Origin of the sequence: Maribacter sp. HS (assembly GCF_048059195.1) — a bacterium.
GTDB lineage: Bacteria > Bacteroidota > Bacteroidia > Flavobacteriales > Flavobacteriaceae > Maribacter > Maribacter dokdonensis.
The window spans coordinates 355482-378771 of the sequence record NZ_JAYLVV010000004.1 but is presented as its reverse complement, the minus strand read 5'-3'; the positions used below and the strand labels follow the sequence as shown (position 1 = coordinate 378771).

General features: G+C 36.3%; 21 protein-coding genes and 1 riboswitch. Of the genes, 11 read left to right on the top strand and 10 right to left on the bottom strand.

Translation table 11 applies throughout. From position 1 onward, the window contains the following. Positions 1-111: 111 nt before the first annotated feature. Positions 112-492, bottom strand: a complete 381-nt coding sequence (locus VBZ51_RS11175; RefSeq protein WP_058102808.1) for a Fur family transcriptional regulator — start codon at positions 490-492, stop codon at positions 112-114. An 81-nt stretch (positions 493-573) separates the two neighbouring features. Between VBZ51_RS11175 and VBZ51_RS11170 the strand changes: the two genes are divergently transcribed. Further along, complete coding sequence (locus VBZ51_RS11170) at positions 574-978, top strand: MerC domain-containing protein (protein ID WP_416576974.1); 405 nt, start codon at positions 574-576, stop codon at positions 976-978. Then, a complete protein-coding gene (gene folE / locus VBZ51_RS11165; protein WP_416576973.1) occupies positions 968-1624 on the top strand; it encodes a GTP cyclohydrolase I FolE in 657 nt (218 codons plus the stop codon). Before VBZ51_RS11170 ends, folE begins: the two co-directional genes overlap by 11 nt. Positions 1625-1928: 304 nt before the next feature. On the opposite strand, the gene nhaA is transcribed toward folE, so the two are convergent. After that, positions 1929-3239, bottom strand: coding sequence for a Na+/H+ antiporter NhaA (gene nhaA / locus VBZ51_RS11160; protein ID WP_416576972.1), 1311 nt, complete (start codon positions 3237-3239; stop codon positions 1929-1931). A 317-nt stretch (positions 3240-3556) separates the two neighbouring features. Then, positions 3557-4207, bottom strand: a complete 651-nt coding sequence (locus tag VBZ51_RS11155) for a hypothetical protein (RefSeq protein WP_416576971.1) — start codon at positions 4205-4207, stop codon at positions 3557-3559. A gap of 350 nt (positions 4208-4557) precedes the next feature. On the opposite strand from VBZ51_RS11155, the gene VBZ51_RS11150 reads away from it, so the two are divergent. The 4 genes from VBZ51_RS11150 (at position 4558) to VBZ51_RS11135 (ending at position 8801) form a co-directional block, all read left to right on the top strand. Next, positions 4558-4866: a hypothetical protein gene (locus VBZ51_RS11150; RefSeq protein ID WP_416576970.1), complete on the top strand. Its 309-nt coding sequence runs from the start codon at positions 4558-4560 to the stop codon at positions 4864-4866. Positions 4867-5018: 152 nt separating this feature from the next. Continuing rightward, entirely contained in the window at positions 5019-7388 is a 2370-nt protein-coding gene (locus tag VBZ51_RS11145; protein ID WP_416576969.1) for a TonB-dependent receptor, read from the top strand. 50 nt (positions 7389-7438) lie between these two features. Further along, positions 7439-8263, top strand: coding sequence for a DUF4625 domain-containing protein (locus VBZ51_RS11140; protein ID WP_416576968.1), 825 nt, complete (start codon positions 7439-7441; stop codon positions 8261-8263). A gap of 58 nt (positions 8264-8321) precedes the next feature. Next, positions 8322-8801: a DUF4625 domain-containing protein gene (locus VBZ51_RS11135; protein ID WP_416576967.1), complete on the top strand. Its 480-nt coding sequence runs from the start codon at positions 8322-8324 to the stop codon at positions 8799-8801. Positions 8802-8808: 7 nt separating this feature from the next. Here the strand turns inward: VBZ51_RS11135 and VBZ51_RS11130 are convergent, their stop codons facing one another. Next, a complete protein-coding gene (locus VBZ51_RS11130; protein ID WP_416576966.1) occupies positions 8809-10479 on the bottom strand; it encodes an amidohydrolase in 1671 nt (556 codons plus the stop codon). Between the two features lie 227 nt (positions 10480-10706). On the opposite strand from VBZ51_RS11130, the gene VBZ51_RS11125 reads away from it, so the two are divergent. The 4 genes from VBZ51_RS11125 to VBZ51_RS11110 all read left to right on the top strand — a co-directional run bounded on the left by VBZ51_RS11125 (position 10707) and on the right by VBZ51_RS11110 (position 16720). Then, positions 10707-11471 (top strand): DUF5995 family protein, encoded by a 765-nt coding sequence (locus VBZ51_RS11125; RefSeq protein ID WP_416577196.1) that lies wholly within the window; start codon positions 10707-10709, stop codon positions 11469-11471. Positions 11472-11770: 299 nt separating this feature from the next. Then, positions 11771-14998, top strand: a complete 3228-nt coding sequence (locus VBZ51_RS11120; RefSeq protein ID WP_416576965.1) for a WD40/YVTN/BNR-like repeat-containing protein — start codon at positions 11771-11773, stop codon at positions 14996-14998. Between the two features lie 256 nt (positions 14999-15254). Next, positions 15255-15419, top strand: a complete 165-nt coding sequence (locus tag VBZ51_RS11115; RefSeq protein WP_139254467.1) for a Lacal_2735 family protein — start codon at positions 15255-15257, stop codon at positions 15417-15419. Between the two features lie 47 nt (positions 15420-15466). Continuing rightward, positions 15467-16720 carry an NAD(P)/FAD-dependent oxidoreductase gene (locus VBZ51_RS11110; protein ID WP_416576964.1) on the top strand — a complete coding sequence of 418 codons (1254 nt, stop codon included), beginning with the start codon at positions 15467-15469 and terminating at the stop codon, positions 16718-16720. Between the two features lie 15 nt (positions 16721-16735). On the opposite strand, the gene thiH is transcribed toward VBZ51_RS11110, so the two are convergent. From thiH to thiS, 6 genes are all read right to left on the bottom strand, one after another. After that, positions 16736-17848, bottom strand: a complete 1113-nt coding sequence (thiH, locus tag VBZ51_RS11105) for a 2-iminoacetate synthase ThiH (protein WP_215998216.1) — start codon at positions 17846-17848, stop codon at positions 16736-16738. A 5-nt stretch (positions 17849-17853) separates the two neighbouring features. Then, positions 17854-18618, bottom strand: coding sequence for a thiazole synthase (locus VBZ51_RS11100; protein ID WP_099192935.1), 765 nt, complete (start codon positions 18616-18618; stop codon positions 17854-17856). Position 18619: 1 nt separating this feature from the next. Continuing rightward, positions 18620-19273, bottom strand: coding sequence for a thiamine phosphate synthase (gene thiE, locus VBZ51_RS11095; RefSeq protein WP_074674011.1), 654 nt, complete (start codon positions 19271-19273; stop codon positions 18620-18622). Between the two features lie 12 nt (positions 19274-19285). Beyond that, entirely contained in the window at positions 19286-19927 is a 642-nt protein-coding gene (locus tag VBZ51_RS11090; protein ID WP_416576963.1) for a thiamine phosphate synthase, read from the bottom strand. Positions 19928-20030: 103 nt separating this feature from the next. Then, a complete protein-coding gene (gene thiC / locus VBZ51_RS11085) occupies positions 20031-21890 on the bottom strand; it encodes a phosphomethylpyrimidine synthase ThiC (protein WP_416576962.1) in 1860 nt (619 codons plus the stop codon). A 70-nt stretch (positions 21891-21960) separates the two neighbouring features. Next, on the bottom strand, positions 21961-22164 hold the full coding sequence (thiS, locus tag VBZ51_RS11080) for a sulfur carrier protein ThiS (RefSeq protein WP_416576961.1): 204 nt from the start codon (positions 22162-22164) through the stop codon (positions 21961-21963). A gap of 101 nt (positions 22165-22265) precedes the next feature. After that, positions 22266-22359, bottom strand: a riboswitch (TPP riboswitch). 201 nt (positions 22360-22560) lie between these two features. On the opposite strand from thiS, the gene VBZ51_RS11075 reads away from it, so the two are divergent. After that, complete coding sequence (locus tag VBZ51_RS11075) at positions 22561-23235, top strand: NUDIX hydrolase (RefSeq protein WP_091604023.1); 675 nt, start codon at positions 22561-22563, stop codon at positions 23233-23235. Positions 23236-23290 lie beyond the last annotated feature (55 nt).

The window sequence follows — 23290 nt, the reverse complement described above, 5'->3', positions numbered from 1 at the left end:
GCTAGAATTTCTTCTAGCCTTTTGTTCCTTATAATCTTCTTAGGTTTATACCTGTCAAGACTGTACTAATTATTGACAAACGGCTCACCATATCCGTGACCGCAAATTAATTTAAACAAAACATGCTTCGCACTTACCTTGTATCAATAATTGTGATATCTCTATTTTTCTGTTTGGAATTTCGGGAAGTGATACATGTACGGGCAAACAATCTACCTTACCACATTGTAAACATTGAAAATGTGGATGAACATCTTTATGTTCTTTAGAGGTACAGCCGTTGCATTTTGCATACCATTTTAATCCATCTTTCCCTAAAAAGGAGTGTAGAACTCCATCATCTTCCAACTTATCCAATACACGATAAATAGTGGTTTTATTGAACGTATCTCCTAACTGCTCAATTAAAGTTTTTGCAGAAATGGCCACTGAGCCTGTGCTAAACTCATTAAGTAAAACCTCAACAGCCTTTGTTTTTCTAATTACTCCCATAAAACAAATATAACGCAACTTTGTTGCATTAACAAATATTATGATTACATTTGCAACTCAGTTGTATTAACAATAACATCAATGCTATTAATTAAACAAAAATCTGACATTTTAGGAACTTTTGCCAGTTCCTTATGTCTTATTCATTGTATTGCCACTCCATTTCTATTTCTGGCTCAAGCTAGCGCAGCAACCTTTTACAGTGGTCCGCCTGTGTGGTGGAAATCTTTAGATTACGTGTTCTTGGCTATTTCATTTCTTGCCATATTTTGGTCAACAAAAAACACAACAGTAAAATGGATAAAACCAATGCTTTGGTTAAGTTGGTCTGTACTGGCGGTAATAATTCTAAATGAAAAATTAGACCTTTTCCCAATACCAGAATTTGCTATTTATATTCCTGCTATTGCATTAGTTACATTGCATTTGTATAATAGAAATCATTGTAAATGCGCTACGGATAATTGTTGTATACATGAAGAATAAAGAACAAATAGAGATAGTAGGGGATAACCACTTTTCCTCAAGCATAGAAACCCCGTTAAGAACTGATGCTTTTGCTAAAAGCGATGATGAAAAAATAGAAAACATTCAGCATCATTTTGCCAAAATCATGGAAGAGCTAGGTTTAGATTTAACCGATGATAGTTTATCCGGTACGCCATACCGTTTCGCAAAAATGTATGTAAAAGAATTGTTTTACGGTTTAAACCCAAAAAACAAACCGAAGCTTTCGGTTTTTGATAATAAGTATGAATACAAGAAAATGCTTATTGAACAAAATATCACTATAGATTCATCTTGCGAGCATCATTTTTTACCCATAACCGGGCACGCACATATTGCATACATACCAAAAGATAAAGTTATTGGTTTGTCTAAAATTAACCGTTTAGTCGATTATTACTCACATCGTCCACAGGTGCAAGAACGTTTATCATTACAAATCTTAAAAGATCTCCGAGAAATTTTAGATACCAAAGATGTTATTGTTATGATTACCGCCAAACACCTATGTGTGTCTTCAAGAGGTATAAAAGACAAAGATAGTTTTACTACAACTATTGAGTATGATGGATGTTTTTCCGAGCCCGATTTACGAAATCAATTCTTTAGAATAATTAATAAATAATTACATTACAAATTGCTTTTATTAATTGCAGCCTTAAATCTAGAGAGTTTACTAATATTGCTCTTATGCGAATCAATTTCATTTCCCTGTAAATACAGCACAAGAGAAAAATATATTCTTTATTTAAACAACAACACCGTATTAAAAATCTTGCCTAAATCTTCCTTTATAATTTTAACTAAGAAAGTTCAATATTTAACAACTCTGCAAAACCTAGGATGTTTGCATGTGGTAAGCAGAGTTGTTGTGCAGTGCTAGTATAAATTTTCCTAAATGGTCTGCCCTTTCATCTAAATCAATCAGATTAGGAAATTAAATTCCTTGATTTTTTTGGCGACCATCGTAAAATGACATAGCCAATTATTGCCGAAATAAAAGAACCTATAAGTATACCAACCTTGGCTGAGCTAATGTATGTTGGATTATTGTTAAATGCAAGATTAGCTATAAAAATAGCCATAGTAAATCCTATCCCAGCAATAAAGGAAACCCCAAAAATATGTCTAGTATTTATATCCTTGGGAATTTGAACAATACGAAGTTTTTGAGCCAGAAAAATAACTAGAGGAATTCCTAATCCTTTGCCTAACACTAAACATATAATGATATTTATGACCAATGGCAATTCCAATCCTATAGCGCCATTTATGGCTACACCAGCATTAGCTAATGCAAATAATGGAATAATAAAATAAGCGACCCAACCATGCAAGACATGTTCCAAATGCTGTAACGGAGAACGGAATTTTGAGCTCCAATCTTCTAGATTACCCATATGTTCCAATTGCTCCTTAGAAAGAATAGGCTTTTTTAAAACACTAGCTTCCTTAATATTTTCGTAAATATTCTCTAGTTGAGTAATGAAAGTGACTGTTTCTATGCGCTGTCTAATTGGAATGGAAAAAGCCAATAAAATTCCTGCCACTGTAGGGTGAACTCCAGATTTTAAGAATAACAACCAAACTAATATTCCCGTAAAGAATATCACAAAACGCGAGTACACTCCTTTATAGGTTAAAAAATACAGAAATGCCAGTAATACCAATGCAATGAATAAAAGTGTCGTTTTTATAGTGCCACTATAAAATACGGCAATAACAAGAACGGCTTCTATATCATCAACAATAGCAAAGGCTATTAAAAAAATTTTTAAACTCAGTGGAACTTTTTTCCCAAGAGCATTGAGCACTGCTAGCGAAAATGCAATATCGGTAGCCATAGGAATACCCCAGCCCTGAAAGGTCTCAGTATTATTATTCAACAACAAATACAATCCTACAGGAACTAAGACACCGCCAACGGCTCCAAATAATGGAAAAGCCAGTTTCTTCAATGAGTTAAGCTCTCCTATCATAACTTCTCTTTTAATCTCTAGCCCTATGAGGAAAAAGAAAATTGCCATTAATCCATCGTTGATCCAGAGAATTAAGGGTTTTACCAAGATAAAACTATCAGTCTGGATTCCAACTTCATAATTCCAAATTGCTTCATAATTGTTGCCCCAGGGTGAATTTGCCCATACTAACGCAATAATAGTAGCAGCAAATAGTAGAAGGCCACTAAGACCTTCTATTTTAATAAATTTTTGAAATGGAGTTAACAGTTTTCTTGTCATATTTAAAATTAGATGATTAATAATTTTTTAAAATCTCTGTCACCAGAGCTTTTAAGTTTTAAATTTTAGATTAAGGTTTAATTTGGCTGCTGCAATAGCAGGTTATTATTGCTTTTATTTCATTATTTAAATAACCTGAGGTCTAGAGCTATTAAGAATATGATACAATTCTTACCCTTTTTTTATAGTCAACCATAGTGTGGAAGCGTTCCAAACATGATTCGTAAATAATTTTCTGATTATTTTCTCTAAATTTTTACATATTAGATTTTGGACTAATTGTACAAATGGCATATGTAAGCTCCTATATTTGGCTTTTAATTATCAATTCTATTACGTTCAGTTGATTGGCCTACCCTATAAAATGTTAGCACTAAAACTACTATACCGATAACCAATAAAAAGTACACTTCCATTGAAGACATAAGATTGCTCATATCAAGCGATTTTTGAGCGATATTAAGCACGGATTTACTTTCACCGACTTGAATAAGGGCTAGATTATTTAGGTCTACCTTTATTGCTTCAATATCATCGCCCATTGGGATTTTCGTTTCAATTATAGGAATTTCAAAGCTTTTTGAATATCCTAAATTATTATAATATTTTTTTTCTTGGACTTTAAGATGCTCAAAATCATTTTGTAAACTTTTAAAAGTTGTTGATTCTTCTAAAATGAGTTTTGTTTTGGAAAATAGATTAATTAAGGTCTCAATTTCCTTATTATATGAAATATTGACAGTTTCAGAACCATATATGTAATTGAGTTGCTTTTTGTAAACTAAGCTATTGAGCTTGTAGATGTAATCCTGCGCAAGAACCCTGTCTTCATATACTGAGGTAACAGCTTCTTGAGCGGTCTCAAAATGTCGTTTATCTATACGGTTGGTACCTAGTATTAGAATAAAAACAGCTATTAGACCTAATACGATATTAAATTTATTTGAAACTGCAAATTTGTTGAACATTATGAAAAAAGTTAAAGTTAGTGTATATGCACAATTAACTAAATAGCTAATATTATACCTAAACTTTAAGCTTAGTATGCCAAACATTATAAAGTCCTGTATTACAAGGGTTAATTTTAAATTCTTAAAACATACAAAAAATAGAATCGAGGAAATACTACTCGCTTGGGTAATTTTTACTCGATTTTGATAAGGTTTTTTATGGAAATAGGAATATCAAACAGCGATTGAAATTCATTGTATAACAAACTGAAATTACTAATGCAACTTAGTTGCATTTTTATAAAAAATTTATATCTTCGCCAAATATTTCCATGTGATCATCACATAATCAAACCATATTCATTTCAATGAAGGGTAGTCGTATAAAACATAGTATAACTAGAATACTTCTAGTACTTTATCTTTTCACGAATGTGTCTGGACTACATGTTTTATCCCATTCAAATGATGAACAAGAGCATGATACTTGCATTATTTGCGATCATGCTATAATAAATAACTTTACCCCAACTATTTCCCCCAGTTCAAGCGATTTCGAAATAGAGAATCCTGAATTTATAATACCACTTGAAATTGTCACCAATTACCGTTTTACAATAGATAGTACTATTGTTACCAAGGCACTATTCTCTAGACCTCCACCTGTATTGCTATAAGTTTCACTACAATTTATGCTAAAAGTTGTTTGATCTATATGCCTTATACTATTTGGCTATATAAACTAAATTCATACACTTTTAAGCTAAACCATACCTCTATCACTTTGCTTTTTTAAAGAGCAACTATTCAACTCTTATAGTTCATTATTATGTTTTATAAAATACTGGGTATATGGCTATTCTTTGGTCTATACTCAATGGCACTTGCACAAAATACTTATCAAATTAAAGGTGTTATGATACATGCTAAAGACTTATCACCGGCACAAGGCGCCACTATTGTTAGTAAAAACTTGTATGCCGTTTCTATGGAAGATGGAGCTTTTACGATAAACAATGTAGCTGAAGGTACTTACACCTTTACCGTATCACATATTGGCTGCCAGCCTGCAACCATGAATGTTGAAGTACATCAAAACATTCAGGAAATAAAAGTTTTTTTACTTGAAGCAGCCACTGAACTAGAGGAAGTAAAGGTCAACGGAAAGACCAAAAATAGGGAAGCCAAAGAGGTACCGATCGTTACACAAAGCGTATCTAAGGATTTTCTAGACCAAAATAGGGAAAACACCTTAATGCAAACTTTGAGCAAAATAGCCGGTGTAAGTACTATTAACATAGGATCAGGGCAATCTAAACCTGTAATTCGCGGTTTAGGGTTTAATAGGGTTGCCGTGGTACAAAACGGCATAAAACATGAAGCACAACAATGGGGCAATGACCACGGATTGGAAATTGACCAGCACGGCATTGAAAACATACGTATTATTAAAGGACCGGCTTCTTTACTATATGGTTCAGACGCTATAGCGGGTGTTGTAGATATTCAACCTAATAAAACTCCGTTACCCAATTCTTTTAATGGTGAAGTAAATATTCTAGGTGAAAGCAATAATGATTTACTAGGTGTTTCTACAGGTTTTGCGTCTAGAAAAGATAAATGGTTTTATCGCGGAAGATTAACATATAGAGATTACGGAGATTACAAAGTACCTGCAGATAGAATCAATTATGAAAATTACATATTTGAATTGCATGAAAATAATTTAAGAAATACAGCCGGATATGAGGCTGATGCAAGTTTAGGTATAGGTTTTGTCTCTGAGGGTATTAAATCTGAAACCGTCTTTAGCAATGTTAATGCAAAAAACGGATTCTTTGCGAACGCACATGGCTTGGAGGTAAGAACTTCCAGTATAGATTATGACAGCTCTAACAGAGATATTGATCTTCCATATCATAAAGTAAACCACTTTAAAATTACCAACAATACTGTTTTAAGCGCGGGTACACATATTTTAAACATTGACCTTGGCTACCAAAATAACAATAGGGAAGAGCATTCAGAACCAGTACCACATGGGTATATGCCAACACCTCCCGATACCAAGGAAAGATTGTTTGTTAAAAATACCTATTCCCTAAATTTTCGTGATACGTTCAAACCCACTGACCAACATAACCTGGTCTTTGGCTTAAATACGGAATACCAAAATAATAATATAGGAGGATGGGGCTTTTTAATCCCGGAATACAATCGGTTTTCTGCTGGTGTTTTTGGCTATGATCAGTTTAAGGTAAATTCCAATCTTCATGTGCTAGCAGGATTACGCTATGATATTGGTAGGGTAGACACCAAAGCGCATTATGATTGGTACCCGTCCACAGTAAACAACGATGATGGTTCCACATCATATATACACCTACAAAGGTCTAAAAACAAAACTCTTGATTTTGGCAGTCTTAGTGCTTCACTTGGGCTTAGCTACATTCAAAATAAGACCAGCTATAAAATTAACATTGGTAGAAGTTTTAGAATGCCTTTGGCCAACGAATTGGCATCTGACGGTGTCAACTATCACATGTACCGTTTTGAGCAAGGTAATCTTGATCTAGACCCAGAAATATCTTATCAGTTAGATTTAAGTGTAGACCATGCTGAAGAAACTTTTAGTGTAGGGGTTAGCCCGTTCGTGAATTTTTTTCAAAATTATATTTACCTCAATCCAACATCAAGCTATTTTGAAACCATACAAATTTATGAATATACACAAGCTAAGGTTTTTAGAATGGGAGGAGAGTTCAACGCAAGTGCCTCTATTTTTAAAAATCTGCAATTAGATGCATCTGTAGAATATGTGTATTCTAGACAGCAGAGCGGTCCAAAAGAAGGATTTACGTTGCCATTTTCACCGCCTTTATCTGCCTTACTTTCCGCAAAATATCAATTTAACAAGCTGCTATTCTTTGAGAAACCTCAATTGATCGCAGATTTTAGAATTACAGCCGATCAAGAAGACATTGTTCCTCCCGAAGAAAAAACAGATGGCTATCAAGTTTTAAACATGTCTTTCTTATCAGAATTAGATGCGTTTAGAAATAACGCCCCACTTGAAATGCGCATAAAACTGAATAACGTATTCAATACCAAATATTTTAATCATACTAGCTTTTACAGACTTATAGATGTTCCGGAGGTTGGCAGAAACATCTCATTGTCCCTAACAGTACCTTTTTAAAATCAGAAATCAGTAATCAGTAATCAGTAATCAAATTAAAAATGAAAACAATGAAAACAACTATTATGAAACCAAATTTGAAATTTTTAGCAATCGTTGCGTCTGTCGGACTCTTTTTACAATCATGTAGTAGTGATGATGATGAAGGAGCTATTGAATTGAATGCTCCAGTAATTACCAATTTTGAATTTGGTGAAGGTCATCATGACGAAGATGGGGATGATGATCATGATCATGATTCAGAAGAAGCATACGCTCTTAAAGGTTCAGACATTCATTTAGCAGCAGAAATTGCTGCAGAAGCTACCGTAAGTAGTATTACACTTTCTATTCATTCCGATGAAGTAACTGCCGGAGAAGGAGAAGTAGATTGGGATTTTGAGCAAGTATTTACAGATGCCAAATACTTGGTGCTTAATCCTGAATTTCATGAGCATGTAGATGTACCAACAGACATTCCTTCTGGCGAATACCATATTGAACTTTTGGTTACCGATGAATTGGGGAACAGCACAGAAGTAGATGGTCACCTTATAATACTAGATGCCATAGCTATTAGTGGTTTTGAAATGGATGAAACAGTAGCTAGAGGAGATGATTTCCATATTGAATTCATGATACTAGCTGCGCATGACATACATAGTATAACCGTAGATATTCATGCAGACGGAGTTACACCTGGAGAAGGGGAAGTAGCATGGGATTTTGAAGAAGAATTTTTAGAAGGTTACCATGAAGAAATGGAAGCGGAATTCCATGAGCATATAGATGTACCTGCTACTGCTCCTGCAGGAGAATATCATATCATCTTTACTGTTGAAGATGAAGATGGTAATACCGTAGCATACGAAACACATATTGATGTAACTGCTTAAATTATAAAACAAAACCGCACGGCGTACCAACATGCTGTGCGGTCTTAAATCTAATCTTATGAAATCTACTTTTAAATATTTTTATATTTTATCCATTATAATGCTAACTGCGGCATGTACTAGTGACGACAGCGTTCAAATTGATGAAGAAAAGCCTACAATTACAGTTAACTATACGGAAGGGTTTCCTCAAGGTTGCGCGTTACTTACTAGAGGAGAAACCTATAATTTCAGGGCAATGGTTACGGATAACAATGAACTTGCGGCTTACAGTATTGATATCCATCATAATTTTGATCACCATACCCATGATGACCAGATAACAGAATGTGATTTAGGTGAAATTAAATCAGCTGTAAATCCTTTGATCTATGTGGAAAACTTTACCATTGAAGGCGCATTGACCAGTTATGAAATCAATATCCCGGTAACCATACCTAATAACATAGATACGGGCGATTACCACTGTGCATATTCGGTTACAGATGCAACCGGTTGGCAAAGTAGAACATCTATAGATATTAAAATTGTGGAGTAAAGGCTAGCTAAAGCTGACCATCATGATCATTACTATCAAACACTTTTTTTCCGCTAACATAGGTAGCTAAAATCTTGATATCCCTTATGGTTATAGGATCAGCCTTAGTAATGTCTTCATCAAACACCACAAAATCTGCCAACTTACCTATTTCTAAGGTTCCTTTAATATCATCTTCAAATGAGGCATATGCGGCATTCTTAGTATAGGCGGTCAATGCTTGTTCTACCGTAATTTTCTGTTCTGGCACCCATCCTTCAGGATTTTTATCATCTAAGGTTCTACGGGTAACCGCAGCATAAATACCGTCTAAGGGTGTTGCTGGAGCTACAGGCCAATCGCTACCAAAAACAATATTAGCTTGTGCATCTATTAAGGACTTAAAGGCATAAGTAGTTTTAATTCTTTCTGACCCTATAAGTTCTTCTGCCCATCTTCCATCATCTATTGCATGATAGGGTTGTACACTCACAATGACTCCCAATTCTGCAAATCTCGATATATCCTCGGGCGCTAAGTGTTGCGCATGTTCTATCCGTAATCTTCTGTCTTTTTTACCGTTCTTTTCAATTATCCGTTCATAAATATTCAAAACGGAATGTATTGCTTTATCACCAATACCATGAACCATAACTTGTTGACCTTCCTCATCTGCTTTCAATATCCATTTGTACAAATCTTCTTCATCGTTGATAAAATATCCTGAATCTTCTGGCTTATCTGTATATGGCTCTCTAAATGCTGCCGTATGTGACCCCAAAGAACCGTCTACAAAACCTTTTAAACCACCTACTTTTAACCATTTATCACTTTCTCTATCGGTATTTGTTCGCTTATACCAATTATTCAACGGATCTACCGAGTAAATACGAACAGAAAGTTCTCCATTATCCTTTAGTTTTTTAGCCGCCGTATAGGTTCCCAAACTATCTACATCATGTACCGAGGTTACCCCATTGGACAATAAATAGGTTTGTGCCGCTTTTATTGATTTTATCTTTTCACTTTCGGTCGGCATTGGAATTTTCTCCAATACCGGAGTCATAGCATGCCCTTTTAAAATTCCTGTAAGGTTACCTTTATCATCTTTTACAAATTCGCCCCCTTCAACATTAGGCGTATCCTTATTAATTCCAGCAATTTTTAAGGCAGCGGTATTGGCTAGTATCATATGTCCATCAAGGCGAAATAATGCAACAGGATTATCCGTAGTAAATTCATCGATCCACTCTTTGTTCGGAAGCGTTCCTCCCCAAAGCGTATGATCCCAATTTCCCTCAAGAATCCATGCCCCGGATGGTAATGACTCAGAATGCTCTGCAATCCTTTTTACAAATTCGTCTTGCGAATCCGCATCTCTTAATTCAACACTCAAAAGGGCATTGCCCCCCATGAGTAAATGCACATGACAATCAATGAATCCGGGAGTAATGAACTTCCCCTTCATGTCCAGTACCTGAGTGGTTTTACTTTTGTATCCTTCAAGTAAAGTTGATGTACCTATTGCTATTATTGAATCGCCAAGAATAGCCATAGATTCAGCCTTAGGCTGATTTTCATTTCCGGTCCAAATATTGGCATTTACTATAAGAACATCTGCCGATACCGATTTCTGTTCACATGCCACACTAAAGATAAAAACTATGACAGGCACTAATATATTTACTAACTTTTTCAAGAAAACCATTTTATATTTTACAGTTTAAATATTTGAATAGAAGATAATTAATGTTACAAATTACGACTTACCAAATAATCAAAACAAATTACTCCATTTTCTTTTTTAAATTTTGGTTACCAATTTAAATCTTTAATCATAGCGTGGTAGTATTAGTTTTAATTTGAATACATTAGAACAATGAAATTCAATTTTCTTTTTATAAGTACGTTTCATCAATAAACTAGATACACAAAATTAGCCGAGCAACCACCATACAACAGGTACTTGACCAATTGGACATCATTATTGATGATGCCATGGAAACGAATAGCCGCATTGGTTATTTTGCTTATCTATACAGAAGGGTAACCGCAGAAATTCAAAAGGAGATAGTACTGGGCAATTTTGAAGACAATGCCCGTATGGAAATCTTTGATGTAGCCTTCGCCAATTACTATTTAGATGCCTACAATGGATATAAAAAGCAGACGCCAATCAGTAAATCGTGGCAATTTGCCTTTGGTTCAAAAGATGAACCTTTAACCATTTTACAACATATTATGCTAGGTATTAATACACACATTAACCTAGACTTGGGTTTGGCGGCTAGTATGGTAATGCAGGATAGGGATATTTTGGAAATTGAAAAGGATTTCAATACAGTAAATGGTATCTTAGGGAATATTGTCAATGAAATGCAAGACAGATTAAGTAGGGTTTCTCCCTTACTTTTTCTATTGGACATTGCAGGTAAGAATACCGATGAAGAGATTATCAATTTTAGTCTGGGCAAGGCTAGGGCATTTTCATGGTACAATGCCAATTTGCTTTGGGGCTTGGGCGTTGGTCATCAAGATGACGCTATACGTCAAATGGATTTAGCGGTTTTACGATTAGGGGAATTCATTAAATCCCAGAAATCAACTCTTATCAACTATACCCTTAAGTTTATAGGGAAATTTGAAGAAAAGAACGTGGTTGCAGTAATTTCTAAATTGCGCAAGGATTAATTTTTATTGAATTGATCAAAACTATATTTACTTTAAAAGTATTAATTAGAAATTACTAAAAATCGCAACTGTTTAATAACCAATTCTAAATAATATACCCTACAACTATTAAATTTATAATTGTAAGTTAAAAGAGTATTAAATAATCTTCTTAACCCTAGTAATTTCACTAATTTGAAGCTACATCTAAATAGTAAATTTGAGTTCTTTTTAAGGGACAGTTGGTAGATTTTCAACTTGTCTTTTACCCTTTATTTTCTATTTCGAAGTTACAACACAAATTAAACTACAATCAAACTATGAAAACTATTATTAAAACTGTACTATTATTGCTATGCATTAGTAGTATCGGGTTCTCTTTGCGTGCACAAGAAAAAAACAAAAATCCCTTTAGTGGACTAAAATTTAGAAATATTGGTCCTGCAATGACCTCTGGTCGTATTGCCGATATTGCTATTCATCCTGAAAATGAAAATATCTGGTACGTAGCCGTTGGTTCTGGCGGCATGTGGAAAACAATGAATTCTGGAACTACCTGGACACCTATTTTTGAAAAACAAGGTGCCTATTCAATGGGTTGTGTAACCATAGACCCTAGTAATCCACACACTATTTGGGTAGGAACAGGTGAAAACGTAGGTGGTCGCCATGCCGGTTTTGGTGATGGGATCTATGTTAGTCATGATGATGGTAAGACATGGAAGAATATGGGTCTAGAAAATTCTGAACACCTTTCCAAAATTATTGTACATCCTACCGATTCCGACACCATTTGGATAGCTTCACAAGGTCCTTTATGGAGTAAAGGTGGCGATCGTGGTGTTTATAAAACTATAGATGGTGGTAAAACTTGGAAACGTACCTTGGGTGATGCTGAATGGGTTGGAGCAACAGATATGCTAATAGATCCAACCAATCCTGATGTTCTATATGCGGCTACATGGCAAAGACACAGAACTGTTGCCGGCTATTTAGGCGGCGGTCCTGGTTCTGGACTTCACAAAAGTACAGATGGTGGTGAAACTTGGAAACCTTTAAAAAATGGAATCCCAAAATCCAATCTTGGTAAAACGGGCTTGGCTATGTCCCCATTTAACCCGGAAGTTATTTATGCCGCGCTTGAGCTTGACAGAACCAAAGGTGGTTTCTATATGTCTAACAATGGTGGAGAATCTTGGGTTAAACAATCCGATGCCGTTTCTGGTGGTACGGGTCCGCATTACTATCAAGAAATTATTGCTTCGCCACATGAAGAAGGTACGGTTTACTTTATGAACAATAGTGCATTGGTAACCAAAGACCACGGGAAGACCTTTACACAAATGAGCAGGTCTAACCAACATAGTGACAGTCATGCACTGGTATTTAAAAAATCGGACCCAAATTATTTATTAATCGGTACTGATGGTGGCTTATATGAAAGTTTTGATAATACCAAAAGTTGGAAATATGTAAGAAACCTGCCTATTACCCAATACTTTAAAATTGCCGTTGACGATGCTAAACCATTTTATAATGTGTATGGCGGCACGCAAGATAATGGTTCACATGGCGGACCTTCACGTACCAGAAGTTCCGATGGTATAGCTAGTGCAGATTGGTGGAAAACCCTAGGTGCGGATGGTGCACAAACGGCTACAGAACCTGGTAATCCTGATATTACTTATGGTGAATTTCAGCAGGGGGCGTTATGGAGAATTGATAGTAAAACTTTAGAAAGTGTTTTTATACAACCTCAAGCTAGGGAAGGTGACCCGTTTGAACGTTTCAACTGGGATGCTCCAATTCTTGTGAGTCCACATAACCCAACTCGCTTATATTTTGCATCGCAACGTGTATGGAAATCAGAAAACAGGGGAGATGCTTGGGAACCTATTTCAGAAGACCTTACATTGAACCAAGAACGAATGGAGTTCCCTTATTATGGAACATCGCAAAGCTGGGACAATGCTTGGGATATTAAAGCGATGTCCAATTACAATACCATAACCTCACTAGCTGAATCTCCAAAACAGGAAGGTTTAATTTATGCCGGTACGGATGACGGACTTATTCAAGTTACTGAAGATGGTGGTGCAACATGGAGAAAATTTAGCCTAAATAACATTAAAGGTGTTCCTGAAATTCCCTTTGTAAATGATGTTAGAGCCGACCTTTTTGACGCGAATGTGGTATATGCTGCATTAGACAATCATAAATACGGAGATTACAAACCATATATTATTAAAAGTAGTGACAAAGGAAAATCTTGGACTTTAATCAATGGTAACCTACCGAATAAATTACTGATTTGGAGACTGGTACAGGACCATGTTAAAAAAGATATACTTTTCGCTGCCACTGAATTCGGTGTATACGTCACCTTAAATGGTGGTGGTAAATGGACTAAGCTTGAAGATGGCATGCCTAATATTCCTATCCGAGATATTACCATACAACGTCGAGAAAATGATTTGGTTGCAGGATCGTTCGCAAGAGGTATCTATATTTTAGATGATATCTCACCATTGCGTGAGTATGATGCTAGTGCTTCGGCTAAACTTTTCCCAGTTAAAACCGTGCCATGGTATAAACCATCTAGTAGGGTAGGTAGCCAAGGTGATGCTGAATGGATAGGTGAAAACCCTCCTTTTGGCGCAACATTTACTTATTTCATGTCTAATAAACTAAAATCAAAAAAAGACATTCGTAAAGCTGCAGAGAAAAAAGGTACAGGCAAATTTCCTGGATGGGATGCGCTGGAAGAAGAGAAATTACAAGATGGACCATCAATCGTATTGGTAATCAAAGACGCTAGCGGAAATGTGATAAACAGCGTAAAAGGTACCAACAAAGAAGGCTTTAATCGCGTAAGCTGGAATTTGAGCTATCCAAATAAAAATGGAGAACGTTTAGAAGCCCCAAGAGGAAGACGTGGTCGCCGTGGAGGTGGCATTATGGTTACACCGGGCGAATATTCAGTAACATTAATGAAGCGTGAAGATGGAGTGAATACTGTTTTACAAGGTCCGGAATTATTTAATGTAACACCTGTATTTGAAAGTGCTTTACCTAGAAAGTCAAATGAAGAAATCAGTAATTTTAGAGAAGCTGCTTTTGCTTTTCAACAAGATTTAACAGCTACAAATATTGCCTTGTCCACAAGTCAAAAAACCGTTAATGCCATGTTACGTGCCTTGAACAAAGCACCTAATCCTTCTGAAGATTTGTATAAAAAATTATACGATACTAAAAACAACTTATTGGCTATCGATAAGGAGTTAAACGGTGATGAGATAAAAGAAGAAATAGGTGAACGTTCTAACCCTACAGCCAGTGATGGTAGTTCAATAGGGTGGAGAGCCTTAGGAACTACCTACGGACCAACAGGTGAACATAAAGCCTTTTTAAGTCGTGTACAAAGTCAGCTTAAGAAAGTAAAGACCAAGCTTCAACCGGTAATAGAAACCGAACTACCAGCACTTGAAGGTGAATTGAAAAAATCTGGAGCTCCTTGGATTGAAGGTCAAGGACTTATCAAAAATTAATTTCAAGAATAGTTATAAGCAGCACTAGTACTGCTCAACAAGAACATATACCGCTTAAAAACTTAGTCGTACAAATTCATATGTCTAAGTTTTTAAGCGGTATTTTTTTATGTTAGTACGTATAAATTTCAACTTAATTACTTCAATAACACCTAGGTTTGGATTATTTTGTTTAACTATTTATTGTATTAATTAAACATTATGTATTTTTAGTGTCTAATTTGTAGAGATACAATTCATGAGTAATATTAAAATTATGTTCGGAATATTTAAAAAAAAGTCGGAAAAAGAAAAGTTACAATCTCAATATGAAAAATTGTTGAGTGAAGCTCATAAACTTTCTACCATCAATAGAAAAATGAGCGATCAAAAAGCTTTTGAAGCCGATGAAATAATGAAAAAAATTGAAATGCTTTCTTAATTAAGCTTATTCAATTTAGAAATAGTAATAAAGTGAAGTAGGTAAACATGGATAAGCAGGATTATAAAATACATATTGTAGGTGCTGGGGTTAGTGGATTGATAGCTGCGACTGTTTTAGAACAAAACGGATTTTCTCCTATAATTATTGAAGCTACGGATAGAGTTGGAGGTAGGGTAAAGACAGATAAGATAAATGGTTATCAATTAGATCAAGGTTTTCAAGTATTGTTAACTGCATATCCAGCTGCTCAAAAATATCTCGATTATAAATCTTTGGAGCTACAACACTTTTTACCTGGCGCGTCAATTTTCAAGAATAAAAAACAAGAGGTGATAGGTGATCCGCTAAGGGATACATCGCTGCTGTTTTCAACTCTTTTTTCTAGTATTGGTTCATTTTCAGACAAATTAAAAATTTTAAAATTAAACACCAGACTTAAGAATAAAACTATTGATGAAATTTTCTCAGACAAAGAACAATCTACTCTTTCTTATTTAAAAGCACTAGATTTCTCTGAAAGTATGATCAATGATTTTTTCAAACCCTTCTTTAGCGGAATTTTTTTAGAAGATCTATTAGAAACCTCTAGCAGAATGTTTGAGTTTGTTTATAAAATGTTTGGTGAAGGCAGTGCTGCATTACCTAAAGGTGGCATTGAAGAGATTCCTAAACAATTATTACAGAAATTAGAAAATACAACGATTACTTATAACTCAGCCGTATCCTCAGTGATAGATGGTAAAATTATACTTAGCAATGGACAAGAAATAGCAAGTGATTTTATTATTGTTGCAACTGAAGCTAGTAACTTAATTCAAAACTTAAAGAATCAGACAATTGATTGGCAGCGTTGTGATACTTTATATTTTGAAACGGAAGACAGGGCAATTCAAAAACCGTTGATTGGATTAATTCCTGATCAAAACACATTGATCAATAATATTTTTTACCATACCGGTCTTAAAACATCCGTAAATGGCGGTAAGGAATTACTATCGGTTACAGTAGTAAATAATCAGGGCTTATCAGGAAAAACTTTTATTGACCAAGTACAAAAGGAGCTGAAAGAATTATGTAATATTACCACTAGCTCATTTATAAAACACTACAGCATTCCTAAGTCACTACCAAGATTAAGTGATTTACAATACGAAATATCACCTTCTGAAACACGCTTGACCGAAACCATATATTTGGCAGGTGACGTACAATTAAATGGATCATTAAACGCGGCAATGATTGCTGGTGAAAAAGCGGCGTTTGGGGTTATAGAGAATTTACAGGGTATTTTTAAATAATTGCTTCTTAAAGTTTTACTCCCAATTGTTAGACCAGTCTTTCCAAACCACATCTAAGCCTTGTGCTTTCAGCATTTCCGTAATTTCCTCCGTTGGTCTTTCATCGGATATTTCAAATTGTTCCAATGATTCTGGCGCTACGGCATACCCACCTGGGTTGGTTTTGGATTCTGCGCTTATGGAGGTAATGCCTAAATTGACAATGTTATTTCTAAATATTTCACTTTCACGTGTAGATATAGAAAGTTCTACATCTTCATCCAATAACCGAAAAGCACAAATTAGCTGGACCAAATCTGGATCCGTCATTTCAACTTTAGGTTCCAGCCCGCCCGAATGTGGTCTTAACCGAGGGAAAGAAATGGAGTATTTTGTCTTCCAATAGGTTTTCTGTAAATATTTTAAATGCAGTGCTGTAAAAAAACTATCGGCACGCCAATCTTCCAACCCGAATAAAGCACCTAATCCAATTTTATGAATACCCGCCTTGCCCAAGCGATCGGGCGTGTCCAACCTAAAATCGAAATTCGACTTTTTACCTTTTGGGTGGTGTTTTTTGTATTCGTCCCTATGATAGGTCTCTTGATAGACCAACACGGCATACAATCCGCTTTCGATCAATAGCTCATATTCATCTTGCAATAAAGGCTGAACTTCAATAGTAATGTTCGCAAACTGAGAACGAATTAATTGTAAAGCATTATTGATATAGTCTACACCAACTATTTTGTTTGCCTCACCGGTTACCAAAAGAATATGGTCATAGCCTTTAGATTTTATATAGGCAACTTCCTTTAAAATTTCAGCATCGGTCAAGGTTCTACGCGGTATTTTGTTGGTCATGCTAAATCCGCAATAGGTACAAATATTTTGGCATTCGTTACTTAAATACATGGGCGAATACATTTGTATGGTATTGCCAAAGCGCTTTTTGGTCAACTGCCTACTTAACTGCGCCATTTGCTCCAAATAAGGTTTTGCAGCGGGCGATATCAATGCTTTAAAATCTTCTAAATCGCGTTTAGAATTGCCCAGTGCACGTAACACATCATGCTCCGTTTTTGCAAAAATACTCTCTAAGGTTTTATCCCAATTATAGGTATCAAAGACCGACTTAAAATTGCTCATGTTATTTAGTTCAAGAAACTGGTTAACGGACTACTTGCTTCGGCTTTTTTATGCACTACCGGAGCCAATTTTGCTTCATAGGCCATTCTGCCCGCTGTTACGGCCATTTTAAATGCTTTTGCCATTTCAACAGGATGTTGGGAAACCGCTATTGCCGTGTTAACCAGCACTGCGTCTGCACCTAATTCCATCGCAAAGGCAGCATGTGATGGTGCCCCAATACCGGCATCAACAATAACCGGAACATTGCTCTGGTCTATTATAATCTCTAGAAAATCTTGCGTTTTCAGGCCTTTGTTACTGCCTATTGGAGCGCCTAACGGCATTACACATTGCACTCCAACTTCTTCCAATCGTTTGCACAGAACGGGATCGGCATGTATGTAGGGCATCACCACAAACCCTAATTTTACAAGCTCTTCTGCCGCTTTTAAGGTTTCTATTGGGTCTGGCAGCAAGTATTTTGGATCAGGATGTATTTCCAATTTCACCCAGTTGGTCTCTAGAGCCTCACGAGATAATTGGGCGGCAAATACCGCTTCTTTTGCCGTACGCACCCCAGATGTATTGGGCAATAAATTTATACGTTCATGTTGTAAATGCCGTAATATATCGTCTTGTGTATCTTCCACATCTACACGTTTAAGGGCAACGGTGACCAACTCACTTTCAGAAGCCAATAAAGCTTCTTTCATTAATGATGACGAGCTAAATTTCCCTGTCCCCGTAAACAATCGTGAACTAAACTTTTTATCTGCGATCTGTAACATATTATTTTATTTTTTCATCTGAGATCCATCGCTGCTCATCAAGCGGACCTCCATTAATCAATTTTTTAAATTCTGATATGGAATTGAAGTTTCGGGTTATTTCGCCAGATACCGCAATACCATGAATACCGGTTTTCATTAGTTCCGTAACATCTTCCAAAACAATACCACCTATGGCAATAACCGGCACCTGCGATTTCAATTCTTCAAGGATGGTCAAATACCCGTTTATGCCTAAAATCGGACTCAAATTTTCTTTGGTCTTCGTAAAACGAAAAGGACCTAGACCTATATAATCCACTTTCTTATCCAATAAAGCTTCACAATCTTCTAAGGTATTGGCCGTACCGCCAATAATTTGCCATGATGCCAGTTCTTTTCTAGCAACGGTAGGGCAAGTATCGGTCTTTCCCAAATGTACTCCGTCCGCTTTTACCGAAGCTGCAATCTTATAAAAGTCATTGATTATTAATCTCGTCTGGTATTTTTCCGTGATCTCCCTTGCTTTTTTTGCGGTTTCCCAAACCACTTTTCCCGGTAACTTCTTTAGGCGTAGCTGCACCAGTTCCGCTCCTGCGGTACATGCTTTTTGAATGTGCTCTAAATGCTCTTCGGGTGTTTGTCCCTGTGATATATAGTGTAATTTCGGAATCATATATTTTACTGCTTAATTGCCTTTTAAACTATTCTTTAATTGTGCCTTCCGCTTTTCCATCCATGCCTGCTCATATGCCCTTTTTAAGTTTATAAAGCTTTGTATAGGGTTGTCCATATTCCATACGCCGCCTAAGACCCCAATTCCCCCAAATCCTAAACTTAAGGTTTCTGCTATGTTGGTATTGGTAATACCGCCCATACCTATAATCAATTTAGTACTATGGTTAACATTAAAACCTTTGCCTTCATATCCTTTTTTAGAGATGGATGTAAAAACGGGACTCAGCAAATGGTAATCGAATTCAAATTCACAATCTTCCAATACCTGTGGGTCATGAAAAGAGGAACTTATGGTTTTACCATACATATTCAGATTTTTAAAGTACTGACCGGGGTTATCAATATGATCTATTCGCATTTGTTCTTGAAAATGCAACCCTTTTAGAGGATAATCATTGATCAGCTCATGATGTAAGTGTACTACGATCCTATTATGATATTTTGAATCTATAGCATTCAAATAATCACAATGTTCTTGATAGTCCTTAAAAGGTTTTCTTAGATGATAATATTCCAAACCTTCCTGAAACAATTGATGTAGTAGTTCAATTTCGTTAGGAATATCTTTTTCCGGTGCTATTAGTACGATCATTTTTTTGAGTTAAGGATTGCAATGAAAATCCTTTTGCCTTTTTGCAAAAGATTGAAATGGAAAGCCTGCCCACGCTTTTTAGCGTGGGAACTTCCTTAAACACTTAAAGGTAGACTTCTGAACCTTTGTCTTTAAATTCTTTTGACTTTTCATCCATTCCCTTTTGAATGACCTCATTGTTTACAATTTCATTGCTTGCCGCAAAATCCCGTACTTCTTGAGATATTTTCATGGAACAGAATTTGGGTCCGCACATGGAGCAGAAGTGGGCAATTTTAGCCCCTGCTGCAGGTAGGGTTTCATCATGATACTCGCAGGCACGCTCTGGATCTAAACCTAAGTTGAATTGGTCTTCCCATCTAAACTCAAATCGTGCTTTACTTAAAGCGTTATCACGATGTTGAGAACCTGGGTGGCCTTTGGCGAGATCTGCGGCATGGGCCGCCAATTTGTAGGTTACCACACCTACACGCACATCTTCTTTATTGGGTAGGCCCAAATGTTCTTTTGGGGTTACATAACATAACATGGCGCAACCGTACCAGCCGATCATTGCCGCACCTATTCCTGAGGTTATATGATCATAACCCGGCGCAATATCAGTAGTCAAGGGTCCTAAAGTATAAAAAGGTGCTTCATCACAAACTTGGATCTGCTTTTCCATATTTTCCTTGATCATATGCATGGGAACATGACCAGGACCTTCAATAAAACATTGTACCTCATGTTTACGCGCAATTTGTGTTAATTCCCCTAAGGTTTCCAGTTCTGCAAACTGAGCTTCGTCATTGGCATCTGCTACCGAGCCCGGGCGCAGACCGTCACCTAATGAGAATGCCACATCATACTGTTTTAAAATCTCGCAGATCTCTTCAAAATGGGTATATAAAAAGCTCTCTTTATGATGCGCCAAGCACCATTTGGCCATAATAGACCCTCCACGAGATACAATACCCGTTACGCGCTTTGCGGTCATTGGGATATAACGCAGCAATACCCCGGCGTGAATGGTAAAATAATCTACCCCTTGTTCTGCCTGTTCTATTAAGGTATCCTTAAAAATCTCCCATGTAAGATCTTCTGCAACTCCGTTCACCTTTTCCAATGCCTGGTAAATGGGTACCGTACCTACCGGAACAGGAGAGTTGCGAATGATCCATTCACGGGTTTCGTGAATGTTTTCACCTGTTGACAGGTCCATAATGTTATCCGCTCCCCAACGGCATGCCCAGACCGCCTTTTCCACTTCTTCTTCAATAGAGGAGGTCACTGCGGAATTACCTATGTTCGCATTTATTTTTACCAGAAAATTACGCCCCAAGATCATAGGCTCTGCCTCTGGGTGGTTAATGTTAGAAGGTATAACAGCACGGCCACGTGCCACTTCGTCCCTTACAAATTCAGGCGTAATCTTTTGTGGTATAGACGCACCAAAATGTTCGCCCTTATGTTGTTCCCTAATCTGGGTCATTTCATCTATACGCTGATTTTCGCGTATGGCTATATACTCCATCTCTGGAGTAATGATCCCTTTCTTAGCATAATGTAGCTGCGTAACATTTTCGCCTTTTTTTGCCCGCAACGGTTTCTTCAACAGCTTAAAACGCATGTGATCTAAACTTTTATCGTTCAATCTCTCGTTGCAATATTTTGATGAGTAAGTCTCCAATTCTTCTACATTACCTCTTTCCCTGATCCAATTTTCACGAATCCGCTCAATACCGGCGTGCACATCTATTTTTATGTTAGGATCCGTATACGGACCAGATGTATCATAAACGGTTACCGGTTCATTAGGAGTTTTCTTTTTGGTCAAGGAATCAATGGTATCCGTCAACGTTATTTCGCGCATTGCTACCTTTATTTCAGGATACAATTTTCCCGGTACGTAAATTTTTTGGGAATTGGGAAATGGTTTACGGGTTATACCGCCTTGTTTGGGTGCTGTATCTTTATTCTTCATATTCTTGTATGGTGATTTGTGTGGTCGTTATCTTTTGTACCTAGTGTTATTAATATTTTGAAGTGGAATTTTATCCTCCTTGTGTAGCCCTGATCACTAAAATTTTATCATTTTCGTTCAGCGTTTTGGTGTTCCAAGCACTCTTGGTAATAATATTCTCATTGACCGCTACGGCTATGCCATTTTCGGAAATCTTCAATTCTTTGATAATAAGGTCTAAAGTGGCATCAGACCTAAATAGGTGAGGGGTGTCGTTTACAATAATGTTTATCATCTGCTTAAAAATTTAATCAAGAGCACATGGCCACATTGATTTGATTACAGTGTAAACTAGGGGAATATGAAATTGAAATGATAAATGGAAAGTACAGGTAGTTGTTCCCGATAACTTTTCCCTACGTTGATATTAATCAAATCAGGTTCTAAGGATATTTCTCAAACTATGAAATAGCTACTCCTAAAGTCTACATGGCTAAGTTAGGAATTAGATATGAGATATGATGGTGAAAGTTGTTATGATTACCAGTTTATTTCAAATTCGTCAATATCTGTTAAGTCCTACACCAAGACTTTTATTGTATACCTATATCAGTGATGTAGTTTGAGCTACTAAAAGGAGCACCTTATATTCTGTAATCTTTCATATATTAGCGTAAAATATACGCATAGTATGCAACAATCTATCAAGCTTTCTGTAGACGCCGTAGTATTTGGGTATGAATCTGAAACCATATCCGTATTACTCATCAAGAGAAAATATGAACCTTTTAAAGGAAAATGGGCAATACCCGGCGGATTCGTTTTAGATTCAGAGTCGCTTGAAGAAGCGGTAGAGCGGGAGCTAAAGGAAGAAACAGGTATTAAAATTAATTATCTGGAACAACTTTACACTTTTGGCAAACCGGATAGAGACCCCAGAAATAGGGTAGTATCCGTTGCATATTTTGGACTCATTAAACCAAGTGCCTTTAAATTATTGGCATCAACCGATGCTGAAGAGGCACAATGGTTTACCATTAACAATCTCCCAGAACTTTCCTTTGATCATGCCGAGATTCTAAAACTTGCCATAACTAGGTTACAGGCTAAAATAACTTATGAACCTATTGGTTTTGAGCTGTTAGACACAAAATTCCCGTTTTCAGATTTAGAGAAACTGTATGCTGCAGTACTAGGAAGAGCTATTGACAGGCGAAATTTTAGAAAAAAAATGCTAGGTCTTAATGTTTTAGATGAACTAGATGAAAAAGTTTCTAAAGGTTCCGGTAGGCCCGCAAACTTGTTCATGTTCAATAAGGACCGGTATTTCAAGCTTAAAAAGGAAGGAATCATCTTCGAGATATAATCGATTTTTTTTAATTTGCGTAAAATAAACACAAATAATTCTTTGTAAACTTAAA

Bases quoted from the DNA above. Each gene is read 5' to 3' on its own strand.
- VBZ51_RS11175 (WP_058102808.1), bottom strand. From the start codon at position 492: ATGGGAGTAATTAGAAAAACAAAGGCTGTTGAGGTTTTACTTAATGAG.
- VBZ51_RS11170 (WP_416576974.1), top strand. From the start codon at position 574: ATGCTATTAATTAAACAAAAATCTGACATTTTAGGAACTTTTGCCAGT.
- folE (WP_416576973.1), top strand. From the start codon at position 968: ATGAAGAATAAAGAACAAATAGAGATAGTAGGGGATAACCACTTTTCC.
- nhaA (WP_416576972.1), bottom strand. From the start codon at position 3,239: ATGACAAGAAAACTGTTAACTCCATTTCAAAAATTTATTAAAATAGAA.
- VBZ51_RS11155 (WP_416576971.1), bottom strand. From the start codon at position 4,207: ATGTTCAACAAATTTGCAGTTTCAAATAAATTTAATATCGTATTAGGT.
- VBZ51_RS11150 (WP_416576970.1), top strand. From the start codon at position 4,558: ATGAAGGGTAGTCGTATAAAACATAGTATAACTAGAATACTTCTAGTA.
- VBZ51_RS11145 (WP_416576969.1), top strand. From the start codon at position 5,019: ATGTTTTATAAAATACTGGGTATATGGCTATTCTTTGGTCTATACTCA.
- VBZ51_RS11140 (WP_416576968.1), top strand. From the start codon at position 7,439: ATGAAAACAACTATTATGAAACCAAATTTGAAATTTTTAGCAATCGTT.
- VBZ51_RS11135 (WP_416576967.1), top strand. From the start codon at position 8,322: ATGAAATCTACTTTTAAATATTTTTATATTTTATCCATTATAATGCTA.
- VBZ51_RS11120 (WP_416576965.1), top strand. From the start codon at position 11,771: ATGAAAACTATTATTAAAACTGTACTATTATTGCTATGCATTAGTAGT.
- VBZ51_RS11115 (WP_139254467.1), top strand. From the start codon at position 15,255: ATGTTCGGAATATTTAAAAAAAAGTCGGAAAAAGAAAAGTTACAATCT.
- VBZ51_RS11110 (WP_416576964.1), top strand. From the start codon at position 15,467: ATGGATAAGCAGGATTATAAAATACATATTGTAGGTGCTGGGGTTAGT.
- thiH (WP_215998216.1), bottom strand. From the start codon at position 17,848: ATGAGCAATTTTAAGTCGGTCTTTGATACCTATAATTGGGATAAAACC.
- VBZ51_RS11100 (WP_099192935.1), bottom strand. From the start codon at position 18,618: ATGTTACAGATCGCAGATAAAAAGTTTAGTTCACGATTGTTTACGGGG.
- thiE (WP_074674011.1), bottom strand. From the start codon at position 19,273: ATGATTCCGAAATTACACTATATATCACAGGGACAAACACCCGAAGAG.
- VBZ51_RS11090 (WP_416576963.1), bottom strand. From the start codon at position 19,927: ATGATCGTACTAATAGCACCGGAAAAAGATATTCCTAACGAAATTGAA.
- thiC (WP_416576962.1), bottom strand. From the start codon at position 21,890: ATGAAGAATAAAGATACAGCACCCAAACAAGGCGGTATAACCCGTAAA.
- thiS (WP_416576961.1), bottom strand. From the start codon at position 22,164: ATGATAAACATTATTGTAAACGACACCCCTCACCTATTTAGGTCTGAT.
- VBZ51_RS11075 (WP_091604023.1), top strand. From the start codon at position 22,561: ATGCAACAATCTATCAAGCTTTCTGTAGACGCCGTAGTATTTGGGTAT.